This is a genomic window from Vibrio sp. S457-15 (genome assembly GCF_000960545.1).
Lineage (GTDB): Bacteria > Pseudomonadota > Gammaproteobacteria > Enterobacterales > Vibrionaceae > Vibrio > Vibrio parahaemolyticus.
Map to the genome: position 1 here is coordinate 414,327 of NZ_JYOQ01000177.1, position 19,107 is coordinate 433,433.

The following is a 19,107-nucleotide window of genomic DNA, read 5'->3' on the forward strand; positions in this document are numbered from 1 at the left end:
GATAAACGGAGACAACACATGTTTGAACCGATGATGGAAATGTCTGACGATGCAGTAATCAAGGTCGTTGGAGTTGGTGGCGGCGGTGGTAACGCCGTTGAACACATGGTGCGTGAATCCATCGAAGGTGTGGAATTCATCAGCGTCAACACTGATGCGCAAGCACTTCGTAAGACAAGCGTTGGCAATGTCATTCAGATTGGTGGTGATATCACTAAAGGTCTGGGTGCAGGTGCGAATCCACAAGTTGGCCGTGAGGCAGCTCTCGAAGACAGAGACAGAATTAAAGATTCCCTAACTGGTGCCGATATGGTGTTTATCGCAGCTGGTATGGGCGGTGGTACAGGTACTGGTGCAGCACCTGTTATTGCTGAAGTGGCGAAAGAGCTAGGTATTCTGACTGTAGCGGTTGTAACAAAACCGTTCAGCTTTGAAGGCAAAAAGCGTTTAGCGTTTGCTGAGCAAGGCATCGATGAGTTATCTAAGCACGTTGACTCGTTAATTACGATTCCAAACGAGAAGCTACTTAAAGTTCTTGGTCGTGGCGTAACGTTGCTTGAAGCATTTGCGAGTGCGAATGACGTTCTTAAGAATGCAGTTCAAGGTATCGCCGAGCTAATCACTCGCCCTGGTATGATCAACGTCGACTTTGCAGACGTACGTACAGTGATGTCTGAAATGGGTCACGCGATGATGGGTAGTGGTATTGCGAAAGGTGAAGACCGAGCTGAAGAAGCGGCTGAGATGGCAATTTCTAGCCCACTTCTAGAAGATATCGATCTTGCTGGTGCTCGCGGTGTTCTTGTTAACATCACTGCTGGTCTGGACATGCGTCTTGATGAGTTTGAGACAGTTGGTAACACAGTGAAGGCATTTGCATCTGACAATGCAACCGTGGTTATCGGTACTTCTCTAGACCCAGATATGACAGATGAAATCCGTGTGACTGTAGTTGCGACAGGTATTGGCAATGAAAGAAAGCCAGATATCACGCTAGTCGCTGGTGGTAAAGCAAAAGTAGCTTCGGCTCCTCAAGCTCAGCCACAACAAGTTGCGGCAACGCAAGCTGAAGAAAAGCCGGCACAAACTTTGCAAAATCAAGTGCAAGATAAGCCACAGGTAACTCCTCAGCCGACAAACACAGTTTCTTCTTCTCCTGCCGCGGGTCAAAGCTCAGCAGCACCAAAGCAAGAGAAAGAAAGCGGTTACTTAGATATCCCGGCATTTTTACGTCGTCAGGCTGATTAATCTTTAACCCATAAATTTGACATGGCTCAAAATTATGGTAGCATTCACGGTCGACGTTACAGACGACCGTGTTTTGTAGCATATTTTAGAGAGGCAAGCAGATGATCAGACAACGTACTCTGAAAGAAATAGTGAAAACTACTGGTGTGGGTCTCCACTCTGGTCGTAAAGTCACGCTTACTCTGCGCCCGGCTGCTGCAAACACAGGTATTATTTACCGTCGTACAGATGTAAATCCACCTGTGGATTTTCCAGCTGATCCAGCTTCTGTTCGTGACACTATGCTTTGTACTGCATTAGTGAACGACGAAGGTGTGCGTATTTCAACGGTTGAACACTTGAACGCTGCACTTGCAGGTATAGGCATCGACAACATTATTGTTGAAGTTGACGCACCTGAAATCCCAATTATGGATGGTAGCGCAAGCCCGTTCGTTTACCTGCTTCAGCAAGCTGGTATCGAAATGCAAAACGTTCCTAAGCGTTTTATCCGCATTAAAAAGCCAGTTCGTTTTGAAGATGGCGATAAGTGGGCAGAATTTGTCCCATTTAACGGCTTCCGTATGGACTTCGAAATTGACTTTAACCACCCTGCGATTGAATCAGACGAGCAGCGCCTGCTGTTTGATTTCTCATCTCAAGGTTTCGTTCGCGAAATTTCTCGTGCACGTACGTTTGGCTTTATGCGTGATATCGAGTACCTACAATCTCAAAACCTAGTTTTGGGTGGTAGTTTCGACAATGCTATCGTATTGGACGATTACCGAATTCTGAACGAAGAAGGTCTGCGCTTTGAGAATGAGTTTGTTACTCACAAGGTGTTAGATGCAATTGGCGACCTTTACATGTGTGGTCATCCAATTATTGGTGAATTCCGTGCTTATAAATCAGGTCACGGTTTAAACAACCAACTTCTACGCGCAGTCTTGGCGGATCAAGAAGCATGGGAATGGACAACTTTCGAAGAAGAAGTCGGTTCTCCAGTCGCTTTTGCAGAGCCAAACATGGTGCTAGCATAAGTTAGTCAAAGAATATTAAAAACCAGGTTTCGACCTGGTTTTTTTCTATCTAAATTTTACCGCACTTGATGATGGTCAATGGTTATTGGCTAGATTTTTCTGCCATATCTGCGAGCCTTTTTAGTCGCTCTTGGATTTTTGGTGGGGCCATATCAGCGATGGTCATCAGTGATTGAGCTGCTGACTCAGTGAGTGGCGGGCGTTTTGGCCTATCGTCTTTCTCGTATCGATTACGATAAAGTGAAGGGTTGATCCGAACGTCGACACTTATCAATTTTGCATAACCTTGTGTGCGCAGTTTGTTTAAGATCATTAGACGATCGTAGTCGATCTTCATTTTGATGGCCGCGCTAGATACGTCTATCAGAAGATGGCCATTGCGAATATTTGCAACTCGGCAATGATCTGCCGTCCCTTTTGGTAAAATTGTTTGTAGAGCTTGGTTAAGCTGCAAGATTTCTCCGGCATGTTCTTGAATTTGCTTAAATTGAGACTCAGCAATTACATCCTCTGTCGAGGTTGGTCGATGATCACGCATAGGTAAAATCTAATTTTGTTGAGATATGACTATTCTAGAGCAGCTTTCTCACTAGGTATAGTTTACATTAACGTCTTTAGCCTCAGTTTTACAATGGAGATGGATTGAACGTGGTAAAGTCCTGTTTTTGCCAAGTTTCGTCGTGTAGCTGCTAATAATATTGGCTAATCCATCACCACTTTAACTAAAAATTTCAGAGTGCTTCAAACAAATACGTCTATTTATGGTTGTATCGATGAAAAATCCTTACACTAAGCCGCATTGTTTCGAAACTTAGCCTTGAAATATGAATGTTTGAACTCAATATCTTTGATAAATGATTTATCTCAGTATTCTTAGTTCCAAACTGGCAGAGACTGAAGGCATTACGAGTAGATCGGGAACGGTCTGATTAAAGAGAGATTCACGAAAAATGATAACTAAGCTACTGACAAAAGTAATTGGCAGTCGCAACGACCGAACACTGCGCCGCCTTAGAAAAATTGTAAAAGAGATCAATAACTACGAACCAACATTTGAAGCACTTTCAGATGAAGAGCTTAAAGCGAAAACTGTTGAGTTCCGTGAGCGCCTAGAGCAAGGCGAAACTCTTGATAAGCTACTTCCAGAAGCTTTTGCTACTGTTCGTGAAGCGTCTAAACGTGTATACGGTATGCGTCACTTCGACGTGCAGCTCATCGGCGGTATGGTTCTAAATGCAGGCCAAATCGCAGAGATGCGCACGGGTGAAGGTAAAACTCTAACGGCAACTCTTCCTGCTTACCTAAATGCACTTCCTGGTAAAGGCGTACACGTTGTTACGGTCAACGACTACCTCGCTAAACGTGATGCGGAGACAAACCGTCCGCTATTTGAATTCTTAGGTATGACGGTGGGTGTTAACGTGCCGAACATGCCTCCTCAAGCGAAAAAAGAAGCGTACCAAGCTGATATTCTATACGGAACAAACAACGAGTTTGGTTTCGATTACTTGCGCGACAACATGGCTTTCCGCAATGAAGACCGTGTTCAGCGCGAACGTTTCTTTGCTGTGGTCGATGAGGTGGACTCAATCCTTATCGATGAAGCTCGTACTCCTTTGATCATCTCTGGTCCGGCAGAAGACAGTTCAGAACTTTACACTCGAATCAACCTGCTTATCCCACACCTACAGAAGCAAGATAAAGAAGATTCTGAAGAGTATCGTGGCGATGGTCACTACACTGTTGATGAAAAATCAAAACAAGTTCACTTGACTGAAACGGGTCAAGAATACGTAGAAGAGCTATTGGTTAAAAATGGTTTGATGGAAGAAGGTGATACATTGTACTCACCTGCGAACATCAGCTTGCTTCACCACGTAAATGCTGCTCTACGAGCACATGTGCTGTTTGAGCGTAATGTGGATTACATCGTTAACGATGACGGCGAAGTTGTGATCGTTGATGAACACACTGGTCGTACAATGCCAGGTCGTCGTTGGTCAGAAGGTCTTCACCAAGCTGTCGAAGCGAAAGAAGGCGTTAAGATCCAAAACGAAAACCAAACGCTAGCCTCTATCACATTCCAGAATTATTTCCGTCTATACGAGAAACTGTCTGGTATGACTGGTACAGCGGATACTGAAGCGTTTGAGTTCCAATCTATTTATGGCTTAGAAACTGTTGTTATTCCAACCAACAAACCAATGATTCGTAACGATATGCCGGATGTGGTGTACCGTACTGAAGCTGAGAAGTTTGCTGCAATCATTGAAGATATCAAAGAGCGCGTTGCGAAAGGTCAGCCAACATTGGTTGGTACAGTATCGATTGAAAAATCAGAACTACTCTCCAACGCCTTGAAGAAAGCGAAGATCAAACACAACGTTTTGAACGCTAAGTTCCATGAGAAAGAAGCGGAAATCGTTGCTGAAGCGGGTATGCCTGGTGCGGTAACTATCGCAACAAACATGGCGGGTCGTGGTACAGATATCGTGCTAGGTGGTAGCTGGCAAGCAAAAGTTGAATCACTACAAGATCCAACGAAAGAGCAAATCGACGCAATCAAAGCTGAGTGGAAAAAAGTTCACGATCAAGTTTTAGATGCTGGTGGTCTGCACATCATCGGTACTGAGCGTCATGAATCTCGTCGTATCGATAACCAGTTACGTGGCCGTTCTGGTCGTCAAGGTGATGCGGGTTCATCTCGTTTCTACCTATCGATGGAAGATTCACTACTGCGTATCTTCACTTCAGATCGTATGGCAAGCTTGATTCAAAGCGGTATGGAAGAAGGCGAAGCAATCGAATCTAAAATGTTGTCTCGTTCTATTGAAAAAGCACAACGCAAAGTGGAAGGTCGCAACTTCGACATCCGTAAACAGCTTCTTGAATACGATGACGTGGCGAACGATCAACGTAAAGTGGTTTACGAACTGCGTGATGAGCTCATGAACGTTGACGATATCAGCGACATGATTGAACAAAACCGTGAAGATGTGCTCACAGCGATCATCGACGAATACATTCCACCACAATCTCTAGAAGACATGTGGGATGTGGAAGGTCTTCAAGAACGTTTGAAAGCAGATTTCGATCTAGACGCGCCAATCAAGCAATGGCTTGAGGAAGACGACAAACTGTACGAAGAAGCGCTGCGCGAGAAGATTATCAGCCTAGCCGTTGAAGTATACAAAGCGAAAGAAGAAGTTGTGGGTGCACAAGTGCTTCGTAACTTCGAAAAATCAGTGATGCTTCAAACACTCGATACGCTTTGGAAAGAGCATCTGGCGGCGATGGATCATCTGCGTCAAGGTATCCACCTACGTGGCTACGCACAAAAGAACCCGAAACAAGAGTACAAACGTGAATCGTTTGAATTGTTTGAAGGTTTACTTGAAGCGCTAAAGACTGACGTTATTACTGTTCTGTCTCGTGTCCGCGTTCAACAGCAAGAAGAAGTTGAGCGTATGGAAGAGCAACGTCGTGCACAAGCAGAAGAAGCTGCTCGTCGTGCGCAGGCTCAGCATGCAGCTGCGGAAAATCAGTTGGCTGATGGTGAAGAGTCTGAGGGCTCAAATCAACCTGTTGTTCGTGATGAGCGTAAAGTAGGTCGAAACGAACCTTGTCCATGTGGTAGTGGCAAGAAATACAAGCAGTGTCACGGTCAGATCAATTAATCTAACTTGATAACTTAATAAGAAAGAGTCGCTTAGGCGGCTCTTTTTGTATCGATAGATCCTAGGTAAATATCCATGAAAAGAATTCACATTGTTGCAGCGATCATTTTCAATCAAGATAAGTCGCAAATCTTTATTACTAAACGTCCTGATGATAAACATAAAGGTGGTTTTTGGGAGTTTCCGGGCGGTAAAGTCGAGCTAGGAGAAACAGTTGAACAAGCGATGGTTCGTGAGCTTGAAGAGGAAGTGGGGATTCGAGTGATTGAACAAGCACCGTTTGAACACCTTGAATACGATTACCCAGATAAGTCACTAAAATTTGATTTTATTACCGTCTCTCAGTTCGAGAACGAACCTTATGGTCGAGAAGGTCAAGAAGGGCGCTGGGTCGCAGTTGGTGAATTAGGGGATTACACCTTCCCTGAAGCGAACGTGCCTATCTTACAACGTGTCGTAAAAGAGTTTGCTTAAGCCCAATGAACGTGCTTGTGGTTAACACAGTATGTTGTTAGTTTAAAAAGATTCAGCGAAACGAAAGAGAACGAGAAGCCTCGTTATCCAGAGAAGGAGAGAAAGCGCAATGGTTCGTATTGCAATCGCAGGAGCTGCTGGCCGTATGGGTCGCAACCTAGTCAAAGCCTCGCACATAAACCCAGATGCATCTGTAACGGCAGGTTCAGAACGTCCAGAATCTTCGCTCGTCGGTGTTGATATCGGTGAACTTTGTGGTGAAGGAAAGTTCGATGTTTTCCTGACCGATGACCTAGAGAAAGAGGTCGACAATTTTGATGTTGTTATCGACTTTACCGCTCCAGTAAGTACGTTAGCGAACTTAGAGTTATGTAAACAGCATGGGAAGTCTATCGTAATTGGTACCACTGGCTTTAGTGAAGAAGAGCGAGCACTGATTGATGCAGTTGCGAAGCACGTACCTGTTGTGATGGCGCCTAACTACTCTGTTGGTGTGAACCTAGTATTTAAGTTGCTTGAGAAAGCTGCAAAAGTAATGGGTGATTACTGCGATGTCGAGATTGTCGAAGCTCATCACCGCCATAAAGTTGATGCTCCGTCAGGTACTGCGATTGGTATGGGTGAGGCGATTGCTGGCGCTATGGGCAACAAGTTAAGTGATGTTGCGGTGTATGCGCGTGAAGGCATTACTGGTGAGCGTACTAAAGATGAAATCGGTTTTGCAACCATTCGTGCAGGTGACATTGTCGGCGAGCACACAGCAATGTTTGCTGATATTGGTGAGCGAGTCGAAATAACGCACAAAGCGACAGACCGCATGACTTTTGCTAATGGTGCCGTGAAGGCTGCTGTGTGGCTACATTCCAAGCCGGCGGGCTTTTATACCATGACCGATGTGCTTGGTTTGAATGAGCTTTAAATACATAATTATTCGCCGGCGTAAGCCGGCTTTTTTGTATTTGAAGAAAGTTATGTAAATAAAATGAGTATTGTAGAGCGTCAGTTTTGAACTTGTTTGTGTGTATTTTTGCTGGCTTGGTTGCTTTATTTGTCTTAACTGCTTAAAAGTTGATGTTGTTTTATTGTGATTAACGTTTGCGTGAAAATCTCATAAAAATTTGTGATCTATAAAAAGTTCAAATTTGTAAAATCTAAAAAAAGAACCATCTTCAAAGTTTGCAGGTGGTGGAAACTTGTGTTTTTGGGGCTTATTGCTAGTAAATGCTATTACTCTTTAGAAAAAGATAATTTATTTTTCATTGTGTGTTGACAGGTTTGCAGTCCATCTTTAGAATACCGCCAATTTGTCTGAAATACCTATTTATGTAAATTTTATAGGTAAAGGAAGGCATGATTGCAGTTTGATTTATTTTTTTTGCATTTTTATTCTGGAGGTTGTCTTGAGTAAATTAGCACTGTTAGTCCTAGAAGATGGGACAGTGTTCCGCGGAGTGTCCATTGGGGCAGATGGCGTTTCCGTCGGTGAAGTCGTTTTCAATACCTCGATGACGGGGTATCAAGAAATCCTCACTGATCCTTCCTATTCTCAGCAAATCGTTACTCTTACTTACCCTCACATTGGCAATACCGGAACCAATTCCGAAGACGAAGAATCCTCTTCCATTCATGCACAAGGCCTTGTGATTCGCGATCTCCCTCTTATCGCTTCTAACTTCCGTAATGAACAATCCCTTTCTGATTATCTTAAGTCGCAAAACATCGTCGGCATCGCAGACATCGACACGCGTAAGTTAACTCGTATCCTGCGTGAAAAAGGTGCTCAAAACGGTTGTATCGTAGCTGGTAACAATCTAGACGAAGCTTTGGCGCTAGCGAAAGCAAAAGAATTTCCTGGTTTGAAAGGTATGGATCTTGCGAAAGAGGTTACAACAAAAGAAGCGTATCAATGGAAACAAGGTTCGTGGACGCTTGAGAGTGGACTTCCAGAAGCGAAAGACGACAGCGAGTTGCCATACCACGTTGTTGCTTACGACTTCGGCGCAAAACGCAACATCTTACGAATGTTGGTTGACCGCGGCTGCCGCCTAACGGTTGTTCCTGCAGAAACTTCTGCTGAAGAAGTTTTGGCTCTGAATCCAGATGGCGTGTTCCTATCGAACGGGCCTGGTGATCCAGAACCATGTACCTACGCGATTGAAGCGACCAAAGTGTTCCTAGAAAAAGGCCTACCAATTTTTGGTATCTGTCTAGGTCACCAGATTCTGGCGCTAGCGTCGGGTGCGCAAACGGTGAAAATGAAGTTTGGTCACCACGGTGCGAACCACCCAGTAAAAGATTTAGAGCGTAACGTTGTGATGATCACTTCGCAAAACCACGGCTTTGCGGCAGATGAAGCAACATTACCGGAAAACTTACGTGCGACTCACGTATCACTATTTGACGGTTCTCTACAAGGTATTCACCGCACAGACAAGCCAGCATTTAGTTTCCAAGGTCACCCAGAAGCGAGCCCAGGTCCACACGACGCGGCACCGCTATTTGACCACTTTATCGAACTCATCAAAAAACACAGCGCTTAATTCGGAGTAGTAGATAATGCCAAAACGTACTGACATTCAAAGTATTCTAATTCTTGGTGCTGGTCCGATTGTTATCGGTCAGGCATGTGAGTTTGACTACTCTGGCGCACAAGCGTGTAAAGCTCTTCGTGAAGAAGGCTACCGAGTTATTCTAGTTAACTCTAACCCAGCAACCATCATGACAGACCCTGAAATGGCAGATGCAACATACATCGAGCCGATTCAATGGGAAGTTGTTCGCAAGATCATTGAGAAAGAACGCCCAGATGCAGTATTGCCAACAATGGGTGGTCAGACGGCGCTTAACTGTGCGCTAGATCTAGAGAAGCACGGCGTTCTTGCTGAATTCGGCGTAGAGATGATTGGCGCTACCGCTGATGCGATTGATAAAGCAGAAGACCGTTCTCGCTTCGATAAAGCAATGAAGTCTATCGGCCTTGAGTGTCCTCGTGCTGATACTGCGAAGACGATGGAAGAAGCTTACAAAGTTTTAGACATGGTTGGCTTCCCTTGTATCATCCGTCCATCGTTCACCATGGGTGGTACGGGTGGCGGTATCGCGTACAACAAAGAAGAGTTTGAAGAAATCTGTCGTCGTGGTCTGGATCTTTCTCCGACTAACGAACTTCTTATCGATGAATCGCTAATCGGCTGGAAAGAGTACGAAATGGAAGTGGTTCGCGACAAAGCGGACAACTGTATCATCGTATGTTCAATCGAAAACTTCGACCCAATGGGCATCCACACCGGTGACTCAATCACGGTTGCTCCAGCGCAAACTCTGACTGACAAAGAATACCAGCTAATGCGTAATGCATCGCTAGCGGTTCTGCGTGAAATCGGTGTTGAGACAGGTGGTTCAAACGTACAGTTTGGTATCAACCCGAAAGATGGCCGTATGGTTATCATCGAGATGAACCCACGTGTATCCCGTTCTTCTGCTCTGGCATCAAAAGCAACAGGTTTCCCAATCGCTAAGATTGCGGCGAAACTGGCTGTTGGCTTTACTCTAGACGAGCTGCAAAACGACATTACAGGTGGTGCAACTCCGGCATCATTCGAACCTACTATCGACTACGTAGTGACCAAGATTCCTCGTTTTAACTTCGAGAAATTTGCTGGCGCTAACGATCGACTGACGACTCAGATGAAGTCAGTTGGTGAGGTAATGGCGATTGGTCGTAACCAACAAGAATCTCTTCACAAAGCATTACGTGGCCTAGAAGTTGGCGCGACTGGTTTTGATGAGATGGTTGACCTAGATGCACCTGACGCATTGACTAAGATTCGTCACGAACTAAAAGAAGCTGGTGCAGAGCGTATCTGGTATATCGCAGATGCATTCCGTGCGGGCATGTCAGTGGATGGCGTGTTTAACCTGACGAACATTGATCGCTGGTTCCTAGTTCAAATTGAAGAGCTAGTTAAACTAGAAGAGCAAGTGAAAGCCGGTGGCTTTGCTGGTCTAACAGAAGAAGTTCTACGCCAGATGAAACGTAAAGGTTTCTCTGATGCGCGCCTATCTAAACTGTTAGGTGTGGCTGAAAGCGAAATCCGTCGTCTACGTGACCAGTTTGACATCCACCCTGTCTACAAGCGAGTGGATACGTGTGCGGCTGAGTTCTCTTCTGATACGGCTTACATGTACTCATCTTACGATGAAGAGTGTGAAGCAAACCCAACAGATAAAGACAAGATCATGGTACTGGGCGGTGGTCCAAACCGTATCGGTCAAGGTATCGAATTCGACTACTGTTGTGTACATGCATCACTAGCGCTTCGTGAAGATGGCTACGAAACCATTATGGTGAACTGTAACCCAGAAACAGTATCGACAGACTACGATACATCTGACCGTCTTTACTTCGAACCAGTAACTCTTGAAGATGTGTTGTCTATCGCCCGCGTTGAAAAGCCAAAAGGTGTGATTGTTCAATACGGTGGTCAAACGCCACTTAAACTGGCTCGCGCACTAGAAGCTGCAGGCGTGCCAATCATCGGTACTAGCCCAGATGCGATTGACCGCGCAGAAGACCGTGAGCGTTTCCAGGCTGCAGTTGAGCGTTTAGGTCTTCTACAACCACAAAACGCAACAGTAACGGCGATGGAGCAAGCGGTTGAGAAATCTCGTGAAATCGGCTTCCCACTCGTTGTTCGTCCATCTTACGTTTTGGGTGGTCGTGCGATGGAAATCGTCTACGATGAACAAGACTTGCGTCGTTACTTCAACGAAGCAGTAAGCGTATCGAATGAATCTCCAGTTCTACTAGACCGATTCCTAGATGATGCAACAGAAGTGGATATCGACGCTATCTGTGACGGTGAGCGCGTGGTTATCGGCGGCATCATGGAGCACATTGAGCAAGCGGGCGTTCACTCTGGTGACTCTGCATGTTCGCTTCCTGCTTACACACTAAGCCAAGAAATCCAAGACAAGATGCGTGAGCAAGTTGAGAAGCTGGCGTTCGAACTTGGTGTACGTGGCCTGATGAACACGCAGTTCGCAGTAAAAGACAACGAAGTTTACCTAATTGAAGTAAACCCTCGTGCTGCGCGTACGGTACCATTCGTATCGAAAGCGACAGGTGCACCACTAGCGAAAATCGCTGCACGTGTAATGGCGGGTCAATCTCTGGAATCACAAGGTTTCACTAAAGAGATTATTCCTCCTTACTACTCAGTCAAAGAAGTCGTTCTACCTTTCAATAAGTTCCCTGGCGTTGACCCTCTATTAGGTCCTGAAATGCGCTCAACAGGTGAAGTGATGGGTGTTGGTGCAACGTTTGCAGAAGCTTACGCAAAAGCAGAGCTTGGCTGTGGCAGTGTGTACCCTGAAGGTGGTCGTGCGCTACTTTCTGTTCGTGAAGGTGATAAGCAGCGTGTTGTTGACCTTGCGTCTAAGCTAGTAAAATTGGGTTACCAATTGGATGCGACTCACGGTACTGCTGTAATCCTTGGTGAAGCGGGTATTAACCCTCGCCTGGTAAACAAAGTACATGAAGGTCGTCCACACATTCTTGACCGCATCAAGAACAACGAATACACCTACATTGTGAACACGGCTGCAGGTCGTCAAGCTATTGAAGATTCGAAAGTTCTACGCCGCGGTGCTCTAGCAGAGAAAGTGAACTACACAACAACGCTAAACGCTGCGTTTGCAACGTGTATGTCTCACACTGCTGATGCAAAAGCGTCAGTAACTTCTGTTCAGGAGCTACACGCTAAAGTAAAAGCGAGTCTGGAAGCGTAATAGATAAAAATCAATAAGCCCGGTAAATAGGGCCTATATGACAACCTCATTGCCCGCTCATTTGAGCGGGCTTTTTTATTTTAGGCCTACCTAATTGAAGCGTGCTAAGAGCTTTTGATATCTAAGGCTTTGTACAGCGCTAAACTTGTTATGGAGAACCACTATTTTTTAATAAAATTGATACAACAAGTGAGAGGGGATTGATTTGGTGGTAATCCAGTGTATTTTCTCTGAAATGCGCCCCTCTTTTTTAAAGAATATTCGGAGGGGAAATGATAACTATGATTACGAATCATAATAGAAAGATATGCAATGAATTCTATTCATTGAATGAAATGGGCTTATTTATTTTAAATTATTATTTTATTTTCAGGTATGGTCTCAGTGTTAAATGTAAAAATATACTCTTGATATGTTAATTATTTTAATGGATTTTCTGCGTTATTTTAAATTTTCTTATGTGTGACTAAGTTTTATACCTTCCAAAAAGAAAAGTACTTTTTAATGTACCAAATGCTCTGGTTTGAAATATTGATACCAGTTACTTTTTAAAAATATAAACTCTATCTTGTAACCAAGACTTGTCTTCGTCAATCGAAAAAGAATAACCTTGTTTTATTAAGTGTTCTTTAGTAAGAAACATAAGTGCAGTTGGCGCTACAATTGTTATGATTGAAAAGGAAATTATAACCCTTACGAAAAGTGCTTCTTTTTTGTGTGATAACTTTCTTTTATTTAAAAATACAGTTATTAAAAAAATAAAACAAGATATAAATATCCAGCTTCCAAATAGTCCATAAAGTGCGCCCTGAGAAATGACTATAACTTCATCTTTGTTATATATATATTTTATATAGTTAATTACATCGTTGTAAAAGAAGTAAATGCACGATAAGCCTAATAAAAGAAATAACAATGATATCAAAAGTGTTGATGTTAAATCCAAGTCATCTTCTTGTTTCATAAAAATACCCCATTCTTTATGTAACTTCTACCTATCACATCGTTGATTCTCATTTCTTCTTGTTTTAGTGATTCATTCAATGTTTTCTCTAGTGCTAGTTTGAATTTTTGGGTTATCTCATATTTATTATCAATGTGGTTTAAAATGTTCCCGACAACCAAGCTTACACCTATAGCTAAAAATAATGGGCCAGAAGTTAGAGCAAAAATAGTAGTCGCTCCAGAAATTCCTTTTACAGCAATTGCTGCTATTGCGGATGAAATTCCCAGTTTTATGATGTCACCAGTTATTGTTCCAAACAGACTTAATAGTGTGGCTTTATTGTTTTCTGAAAAGAAATATTCTAGTGCTCTGAAAGAACTAACTAACACTACCGTAATAATTGTGCCACTTTTTATCGATTGAATTGCCTGTTTTGAACCAACAGCAAAGTTTGCGATTATTGGCGTTGGGGCACGAGAACCTAACACTCTTAGTTTTATTTTTAGTGCAGGAGTTCCTGTAAATACAAAATGTGCTTGGCCTGAATAATAATTGATATGGACGGGGTTTACAGCACCGGTTAGGTTATTAGCTAATCTCGATAAAAATACAAGGTCATCTGCTGTTGCATAGTAATTGGCAGTATTATCAAATTTATCTTTTAGAATTGTCCATTTTGATACTATATCTTTCCTCTTGATGTTAATGCTAATTAAAGAGTCGAGTGTATTAACTGATAATATATGTATTTCTTTGGCGTTGCTCGTTTTGTCTTGTTGTATTGCAGGATACATGTTTTTCTCCATGAATTCGTAATGATATTAGACCTGACTAGCATTTCATAGGCAATGAAAATACTATTTTTATGTATAATCTTGAGGCAAGCCTCCTTTTTTTATGAAAATATAAATGAAATTTTCGCAAAGGTGAAAATATGGAATAGGTTCATATCTCGACTTTCCTTTTTAGTTTGAGGTGTTAAGTGCTACCGTTTAGCTCTTTTCGTATTTTTGAACAAGGAAGTGTAAGTGGAGCTTACTTTAGAAGTATTAACCGCGTTGTTTTTGGTTGCATCTGTGGCTGGTTTTATCGATGCAATGGCTGGTGGTGGAGGGCTCCTCACGCTTCCTGCGCTTTTGGCTGCGGGGTTGAGTCCGACTCAAGCTCTAGCAACCAACAAGTTACAAAGTTCGTTTGGCAGCTTCTCGGCTAGCTGGTATTTCGTGCGTAACGGTATTGTCAGCCTAAAGGAAATGCGTTTCGCGATACTCTGTACTTTTATTGGCGCTGCAATCGGTGCCGAGGCTGTTCAGTTTATTGATGCTAGCGTACTCACCAGTTTGATTCCTGTTCTTCTAATTGCGATTTCTCTTTATTTTTTACTCGCACCAAGCACTCGAAAGATCGATGGAGAACCAAAACTTGCCGAAGCGATGTTTGCATTATGTATTGGTGGTGGAGTTGGTTTCTACGATGGTTTCTTTGGCCCCGGTACGGGCTCGATTTTTACTGTGTGCTTTGTTGCTCTTGGCCACTTTTCCCTCGTGGATGCAACAGCACGAACTAAGATTTTGAATTTCACTTCGAACATCGCTGCATTGTCGTTTTTCGTTCTAGCAGGGTTACCTGTATGGGAAATTGGTTTGACGATGGCGATCGGTGGCTTTATTGGCGCTCAACTTGGCGCAAAAGTGGTGGTTACCAAAGGTCAAAAGTGGATTCGACCTCTAGTGATTACCATGTCTATGCTGATGGCAACAAAACTTCTTTGGCAACAACATCAGCAATGGCTTCTAACACTGTTTTAATTCGCTGATTGCGGTATGTGTTGTGGCGAAGACAGATGTGTATTGGGCGAATTAGAGGCTCTAGTTCTTCGAATTCAAAACAAAAATTTGATGCGATGTTGAGTGTTTTGATGATGGATTTAGGTATTAGTGCTGGTGCCATACCTTTTAAAGCTAATTGCGCTGCCGCAGTGTAGGAGTCCATCTCCATCAAAGGTTGGATTTCGTACTTGGACAAAATGGCTTGCTGATATGTATTGGCTGGGTTATTCAAATCGTTAGTTAAAATCGCTTTTGGTAATTGAGTTAGCGTGTGCTTACTTATTATAGAGAAAGGCTCATCGGCGAGATGAACGCTCATCAAACCGTGATGAGAAGGTAAGTAACCAGCGCAGAATCCCAGGGTCGCTCGCCCTGATTTTACGTTTTCAACGATTCTCGGAGTGTGATTGGTAGAGATTCTGAGATAAGGATCGCGTGCCAGTTGCTCTTCCATAATCATACTCAGATAACCTGCGACGAGAGTTTCTGAGCAATCCATTTTTATTAATGACGTATCTTCGAGCTCTTGCTGATCGTAAATCTGTCCTCGTAACTCATTGAATGTGGGCTCTATCGTATTGATAAGGGCCAGAGCATCCGAGGTTAGTTTAATGTGTCTGCCGTTTGGCTCGATCAGTTTCTTTCCTAACTTTTTTTCTAAATTGGCGATACGTTTACTCACCGCAGATTGGCTGATGTACAGCTGACTACCAGTGCGGCTCATGGTTTTTTCTTTACTTAGTACAAGTAACGTTTCAATGCCTTCTAATAACATAGCAATTAATGAAAATTAGGAATGAGACGGATAATTTAACGAATTGCTGAGGGATAAGCGAATCGTGTTAATTAAAATGCGAAGAGCCGAGATAAAGTCGGCTCTTTAGATTGAAAGCTGTACTTGAATTGCTTAGCGGTTGATGGCGAAAGTAGGTAAAGATAAGTGCCAACGAATCGCACCAAGGCGAATCACCAGTGTTGAGATAACACCTGCGAGCAGGGCTGTGGAATGATCGTAACCCATACTTACAGCCATCGTGTGGAAGATGCCACCAATAATACAGGCTGTGGCGTAGACTTCGCTTCTTAGCACCATAGGTACCTCTCGGGCTAAGACATCTCGGATTATGCCGCCACCGCAACCGGTGATTACACCCATGATCACGGCAACCATGCCTGAGGCGTTGTAGGCGAGCGCTTTTTCTACCCCAATTCCCACAAATACGGCCAGACCGATGGCGTCACACACGGGTAAAACCCACCAAGCTAACCGTTTTGGTCTGCGAACCAAGATCATAGTTAACAAACAGGTGATGAAGATAACCCAAAGATAAGTGGTATCGGTAATCCAAAAGACGGGGGTCGCACCAAGTGCCATATCACGAATAGTGCCACCGCCAATGGCAGTCACGCTGCCTAGGACGATAACACCGAAGGGATCCATTTTTAATCGGCCAGCGAGTAAAACACCAGACACAGCGAAGATTGCTGTACCGAATAAATCGATCATATAAAGCAGCATGGAATCCATGTTACTTGGTACCTATAAAAAGTGTGAGAACAAAAATGGGCGGAAATTGTACGGTATTTCCAACGAAAACGTTAGCGTTTTCGTCTAACGCTTTCAAAGTGTTCACACACTTCAATGATCGCATTGAGTGTGCGTGGTGTTGGGCGATTTATCCAATCAGAATTGAGTGACCAAACATGATTGTTGCGCAGAGCTGGCAGTTCATTTTTCCATTGAGCCCACATTCCATCATCACTCATAGCATGACGAGAGGTGAAGAGTACTTCAGGTTGACGTGTTATCACTTGCTCGATACTGACTTGAGGATAGGGTGCTGCTGTATTGGCAAATACATTTTCACCACCACAGAAGTTAAATACTTCGCTCGGCCAGTTTTTACCTGCCACAGTAATGATCGGCTTTTCGCTGAGTTGATAAAAATAGCGGACTTTCTCTGTGGTGTTGTATTTCGCTTTGAGAGCAGTTAGCCCCTCTCTAAAGTCCCGCGCTGCTTTTTGACCCTTTGATGGATCATCACTGTATTGACTCAGCTGCTCAATATTATTTGCGATGTCTTCTAAAGTACCCGTGGTTGAGTAGTAGATAGGTACGCCAAATTGTTTTAACTTTTCTAGCTCTTTGGCGGGGTTACCCGCAGGCCAAGCAATGACGAGATCGGGCTGAAGGGCAATGATGCGTTCCAACTTCATGCCTTGGTAATTGGATACTTTCTCCAGTTCGCCAGCTTCCTTTGGATAATCACTCATCTCACTCACAGCGATCAGTTTGTCACCTAAGCCAGCAGCATAAGCTATCTCTGTGGCGTGAGGCGCTAAACTGATCACTCGTTCAACGGGTTCGTTCGCCATCGTAAGAGAGGAGAAGAAAAGGGGGAGGGATAGGAAAATTTTGTTCATCATAATCCTTGATAAATCAGTCCTAGAATAAAGCTTTGAATCACAATCCAAGCAAAGATGCGCCAAACCAGCAAAATTTGGATTTGTGCAAGATGAATAGCAGAAGGCACAATGCGTCCACCAATCTTGGTGCGTTCTGCTCTGACGCCTTGGTATAGAGCTGGGCCTCCTAACGAAAGCTGGAACTTATTACCGATAGTACACAGCAACCAAGCTGGTCCTGGCAATGGCCAAGATTTCGCTTGTTGTTTGAGTCCATTAAGCACTGCGGACATATTGTGACCAGTAAGCAACAGTAGGGCAAATAATCTCAATGGAATGAGCTCTAAAACGGCAACGATTTGAATGGCTGGTTTCCCAAATGGCGCATACTGACGACGGCTAGGAGACCAAGCTCGTGCTAGCTCCATGGTTAAGCGGTACATGAGCGCACCAATCCCACCTGCGATGGCATACCAAAACAGTACACACACTACATTGCGACCAAAGCCCATAATGATGGTTTCAGATCCGGCTTTACCTATACCGACAAGCGACAACGTTTCGGTATCACGATTCACAAAAGGCTTGAGTAGCTCGCGACAGCGCGTTTTATCCTCACGCGACAAGGCGAGGGCAAGTTGTTTGGTGAGGGTTTCGCAACTCCTCCAATCTAACGCTAATAGTAACAAGGCAAGTTCGTACAGAGGCTCTTGCCAAACTAAGGGCTTTAGAGCAATTAAGAGCACCAAACACGGCAATGTCATCAAAATAAGAGCGAGGCTTCCTGAGAGAATGCTTTGTGAATAGCTATGGTGGTTATTTACTTTCTCTGCTAATTGTTCGGCTACCTTGCGCCATAAAGTCGCAGGGTGAGCGGAATGAGGAATAGGGAGGATCAGGTGAAACAGTAATGCGCCCCACATTACGAGGAGCGCACCGTTAGCATAGAATTGCTGAAAAATTTCTTCCATGAATGACTTGGATTACTTAACCAGTTCCAGCATCTTGAATACCATTTCTGAAGAGCTTTTTGCTGCTAGAGGCAGGAATTCTTCAAAGCTCATTGGTGATTCTTTATCAGCAACGTCAGAGATAGCACGTACAACAACAAATGGTGTGTTGAACTGGTGGCAAGTCTGAGCAATAGCTGATGCTTCCATTTCAACCGCAATAACGGATGGGAAGTTTTCACGAATGAACGCTTGGCGTTCAGCCGTGCAAACAAACGCATCGCCCGTACAGATCAAACCGCGAACGGCATGTGTATTCGCCATTTGCTCGAGTGCTTTTTCCGCTAGGTCCATCAGTTTTTCATCCGCTTTGAATGCTGCTGGTTGACCAGCCATTTGACCTATTTCATAGCCAAAAGCGGTCACGTCTGCGTCGTGGTGGCGCACTTCTGTAGAAATGACTACGTCACCTAGATTTAGGCTTGAATCGAAACCACCAGCAGAACCTGTGTTGATAACCACATCTGGTTGGTATTCATCAAGAAGAATTGTTGTACCAACTGCCGCAGCAACTTTACCGATACCAGATTGTAGTAGCACTACATCTACATCGTTAATTTGACCAGAGAAAAACGTACAACCTGCTTTGTTTACGGTTTGGCAGTTTGTCATAGCTTCTTTCAGGATGGTCACTTCTTGTTCCATCGCCCCGATGATACCAACTTTCATAGCACTCTCTTTAGGTAAAATATTTAATCGGCGAGAGTA

16 protein-coding genes are annotated in these 19,107 nt (G+C 43.9%); 8 read left to right on the forward strand and 8 right to left on the reverse strand.

Annotated features, from left to right (window positions below; genetic code table 11):
- Nucleotides 1-18: 18 nt before the first annotated feature.
- Nucleotides 19-1,248 (forward strand): cell division protein FtsZ, encoded by a 1,230-nt coding sequence (ftsZ, locus tag UF05_RS21590; protein ID WP_021823249.1) that lies wholly within the window; start codon nt 19-21, stop codon nt 1,246-1,248.
- A 101-nt stretch (nt 1,249-1,349) separates the two neighbouring features.
- The gene (gene lpxC / locus UF05_RS21595) at nt 1,350-2,267 is read left to right on the forward strand and encodes a UDP-3-O-acyl-N-acetylglucosamine deacetylase (RefSeq protein WP_029837445.1); all 918 of its coding nucleotides are present in this window, start codon (nt 1,350-1,352) and stop codon (nt 2,265-2,267) included.
- An 82-nt stretch (nt 2,268-2,349) separates the two neighbouring features.
- On the opposite strand, the gene UF05_RS21600 is transcribed toward lpxC, so the two are convergent.
- The gene (locus UF05_RS21600) at nt 2,350-2,805 is read right to left on the reverse strand and encodes a DUF721 domain-containing protein (protein WP_005461181.1); all 456 of its coding nucleotides are present in this window, start codon (nt 2,803-2,805) and stop codon (nt 2,350-2,352) included.
- A 412-nt stretch (nt 2,806-3,217) separates the two neighbouring features.
- Between UF05_RS21600 and secA the strand changes: the two genes are divergently transcribed.
- The 5 genes from secA (at nt 3,218) to carB (ending at nt 12,208) form a co-directional block, all read left to right on the forward strand.
- A complete protein-coding gene (gene secA, locus UF05_RS21605) occupies nt 3,218-5,944 on the forward strand; it encodes a preprotein translocase subunit SecA (protein ID WP_005461206.1) in 2,727 nt (908 codons plus the stop codon).
- 75 nt (nt 5,945-6,019) lie between these two features.
- The gene (gene mutT / locus UF05_RS21610) at nt 6,020-6,418 is read left to right on the forward strand and encodes an 8-oxo-dGTP diphosphatase MutT (RefSeq protein WP_005461225.1); all 399 of its coding nucleotides are present in this window, start codon (nt 6,020-6,022) and stop codon (nt 6,416-6,418) included.
- 109 nt (nt 6,419-6,527) lie between these two features.
- Nucleotides 6,528-7,337: a 4-hydroxy-tetrahydrodipicolinate reductase gene (gene dapB, locus UF05_RS21615; RefSeq protein WP_015296233.1), complete on the forward strand. Its 810-nt coding sequence runs from the start codon at nt 6,528-6,530 to the stop codon at nt 7,335-7,337.
- A gap of 481 nt (nt 7,338-7,818) precedes the next feature.
- Entirely contained in the window at nt 7,819-8,958 is a 1,140-nt protein-coding gene (gene carA / locus UF05_RS21620; protein ID WP_011105665.1) for a glutamine-hydrolyzing carbamoyl-phosphate synthase small subunit, read from the forward strand.
- A gap of 16 nt (nt 8,959-8,974) precedes the next feature.
- Complete coding sequence (carB, locus tag UF05_RS21625; RefSeq protein ID WP_005461228.1) at nt 8,975-12,208, forward strand: carbamoyl-phosphate synthase large subunit; 3,234 nt, start codon at nt 8,975-8,977, stop codon at nt 12,206-12,208.
- A 541-nt stretch (nt 12,209-12,749) separates the two neighbouring features.
- Here the strand turns inward: carB and UF05_RS21630 are convergent.
- A complete protein-coding gene (locus UF05_RS21630) occupies nt 12,750-13,172 on the reverse strand; it encodes a hypothetical protein (RefSeq protein WP_045544865.1) in 423 nt (140 codons plus the stop codon).
- Nucleotides 13,169-13,948: a hypothetical protein gene (locus tag UF05_RS21635; protein ID WP_045544866.1), complete on the reverse strand. Its 780-nt coding sequence runs from the start codon at nt 13,946-13,948 to the stop codon at nt 13,169-13,171. The genes UF05_RS21630 and UF05_RS21635 overlap by 4 nt, the downstream gene beginning before the upstream one ends.
- 234 nt (nt 13,949-14,182) lie before the next feature.
- Here UF05_RS21635 and UF05_RS21640 point away from each other — a divergent pair, with 234 nt between their 5' ends.
- On the forward strand, nt 14,183-14,962 hold the full coding sequence (locus tag UF05_RS21640) for a TSUP family transporter (RefSeq protein WP_031850002.1): 780 nt from the start codon (nt 14,183-14,185) through the stop codon (nt 14,960-14,962).
- On the opposite strand, the gene UF05_RS21645 is transcribed toward UF05_RS21640, so the two are convergent.
- From UF05_RS21645 to mtnN, 5 genes are all read right to left on the reverse strand, one after another.
- Nucleotides 14,898-15,758 carry a LysR family transcriptional regulator gene (locus UF05_RS21645; RefSeq protein ID WP_045544867.1) on the reverse strand — a complete coding sequence of 287 codons (861 nt, stop codon included), beginning with the start codon at nt 15,756-15,758 and terminating at the stop codon, nt 14,898-14,900. The two genes, UF05_RS21640 and UF05_RS21645, sit on opposite strands and share 65 nt — an antisense overlap.
- A 132-nt stretch (nt 15,759-15,890) precedes the next feature.
- The gene (locus UF05_RS21650; RefSeq protein WP_005461192.1) at nt 15,891-16,511 is read right to left on the reverse strand and encodes a TRIC cation channel family protein; all 621 of its coding nucleotides are present in this window, start codon (nt 16,509-16,511) and stop codon (nt 15,891-15,893) included.
- 71 nt (nt 16,512-16,582) lie between these two features.
- The gene (btuF, locus tag UF05_RS21655) at nt 16,583-17,407 is read right to left on the reverse strand and encodes a vitamin B12 ABC transporter substrate-binding protein BtuF (protein ID WP_045544868.1); all 825 of its coding nucleotides are present in this window, start codon (nt 17,405-17,407) and stop codon (nt 16,583-16,585) included.
- The gene (locus tag UF05_RS21660) at nt 17,407-18,360 is read right to left on the reverse strand and encodes a cobalamin biosynthesis family protein (protein ID WP_045544869.1); all 954 of its coding nucleotides are present in this window, start codon (nt 18,358-18,360) and stop codon (nt 17,407-17,409) included. Before UF05_RS21660 ends, btuF begins: the two co-directional genes overlap by 1 nt.
- 12 nt (nt 18,361-18,372) lie before the next feature.
- On the reverse strand, nt 18,373-19,068 hold the full coding sequence (gene mtnN / locus UF05_RS21665) for a 5'-methylthioadenosine/S-adenosylhomocysteine nucleosidase (RefSeq protein ID WP_005461186.1): 696 nt from the start codon (nt 19,066-19,068) through the stop codon (nt 18,373-18,375).
- Nucleotides 19,069-19,107 lie beyond the last annotated feature (39 nt).

Excerpts from the sequence above, each read along its gene's own strand:
- ftsZ (WP_021823249.1), top strand. The coding sequence starts at position 19 with ATGTTTGAACCGATGATGGAAATGTCTGACGATGCAGTAATCAAGGTC.
- lpxC (WP_029837445.1), top strand. The coding sequence starts at position 1,350 with ATGATCAGACAACGTACTCTGAAAGAAATAGTGAAAACTACTGGTGTG.
- UF05_RS21600 (WP_005461181.1), bottom strand. The coding sequence starts at position 2,805 with ATGCGTGATCATCGACCAACCTCGACAGAGGATGTAATTGCTGAGTCT.
- secA (WP_005461206.1), top strand. The coding sequence starts at position 3,218 with ATGATAACTAAGCTACTGACAAAAGTAATTGGCAGTCGCAACGACCGA.
- mutT (WP_005461225.1), top strand. The coding sequence starts at position 6,020 with ATGAAAAGAATTCACATTGTTGCAGCGATCATTTTCAATCAAGATAAG.
- dapB (WP_015296233.1), top strand. The coding sequence starts at position 6,528 with ATGGTTCGTATTGCAATCGCAGGAGCTGCTGGCCGTATGGGTCGCAAC.
- carB (WP_005461228.1), top strand. The coding sequence starts at position 8,975 with ATGCCAAAACGTACTGACATTCAAAGTATTCTAATTCTTGGTGCTGGT.
- UF05_RS21630 (WP_045544865.1), bottom strand. The coding sequence starts at position 13,172 with ATGAAACAAGAAGATGACTTGGATTTAACATCAACACTTTTGATATCA.
- UF05_RS21635 (WP_045544866.1), bottom strand. The coding sequence starts at position 13,948 with ATGTATCCTGCAATACAACAAGACAAAACGAGCAACGCCAAAGAAATA.
- UF05_RS21645 (WP_045544867.1), bottom strand. The coding sequence starts at position 15,758 with ATGTTATTAGAAGGCATTGAAACGTTACTTGTACTAAGTAAAGAAAAA.
- UF05_RS21650 (WP_005461192.1), bottom strand. The coding sequence starts at position 16,511 with ATGGATTCCATGCTGCTTTATATGATCGATTTATTCGGTACAGCAATC.
- btuF (WP_045544868.1), bottom strand. The coding sequence starts at position 17,407 with ATGAACAAAATTTTCCTATCCCTCCCCCTTTTCTTCTCCTCTCTTACG.
- UF05_RS21660 (WP_045544869.1), bottom strand. The coding sequence starts at position 18,360 with ATGGAAGAAATTTTTCAGCAATTCTATGCTAACGGTGCGCTCCTCGTA.
- mtnN (WP_005461186.1), bottom strand. The coding sequence starts at position 19,068 with ATGAAAGTTGGTATCATCGGGGCGATGGAACAAGAAGTGACCATCCTG.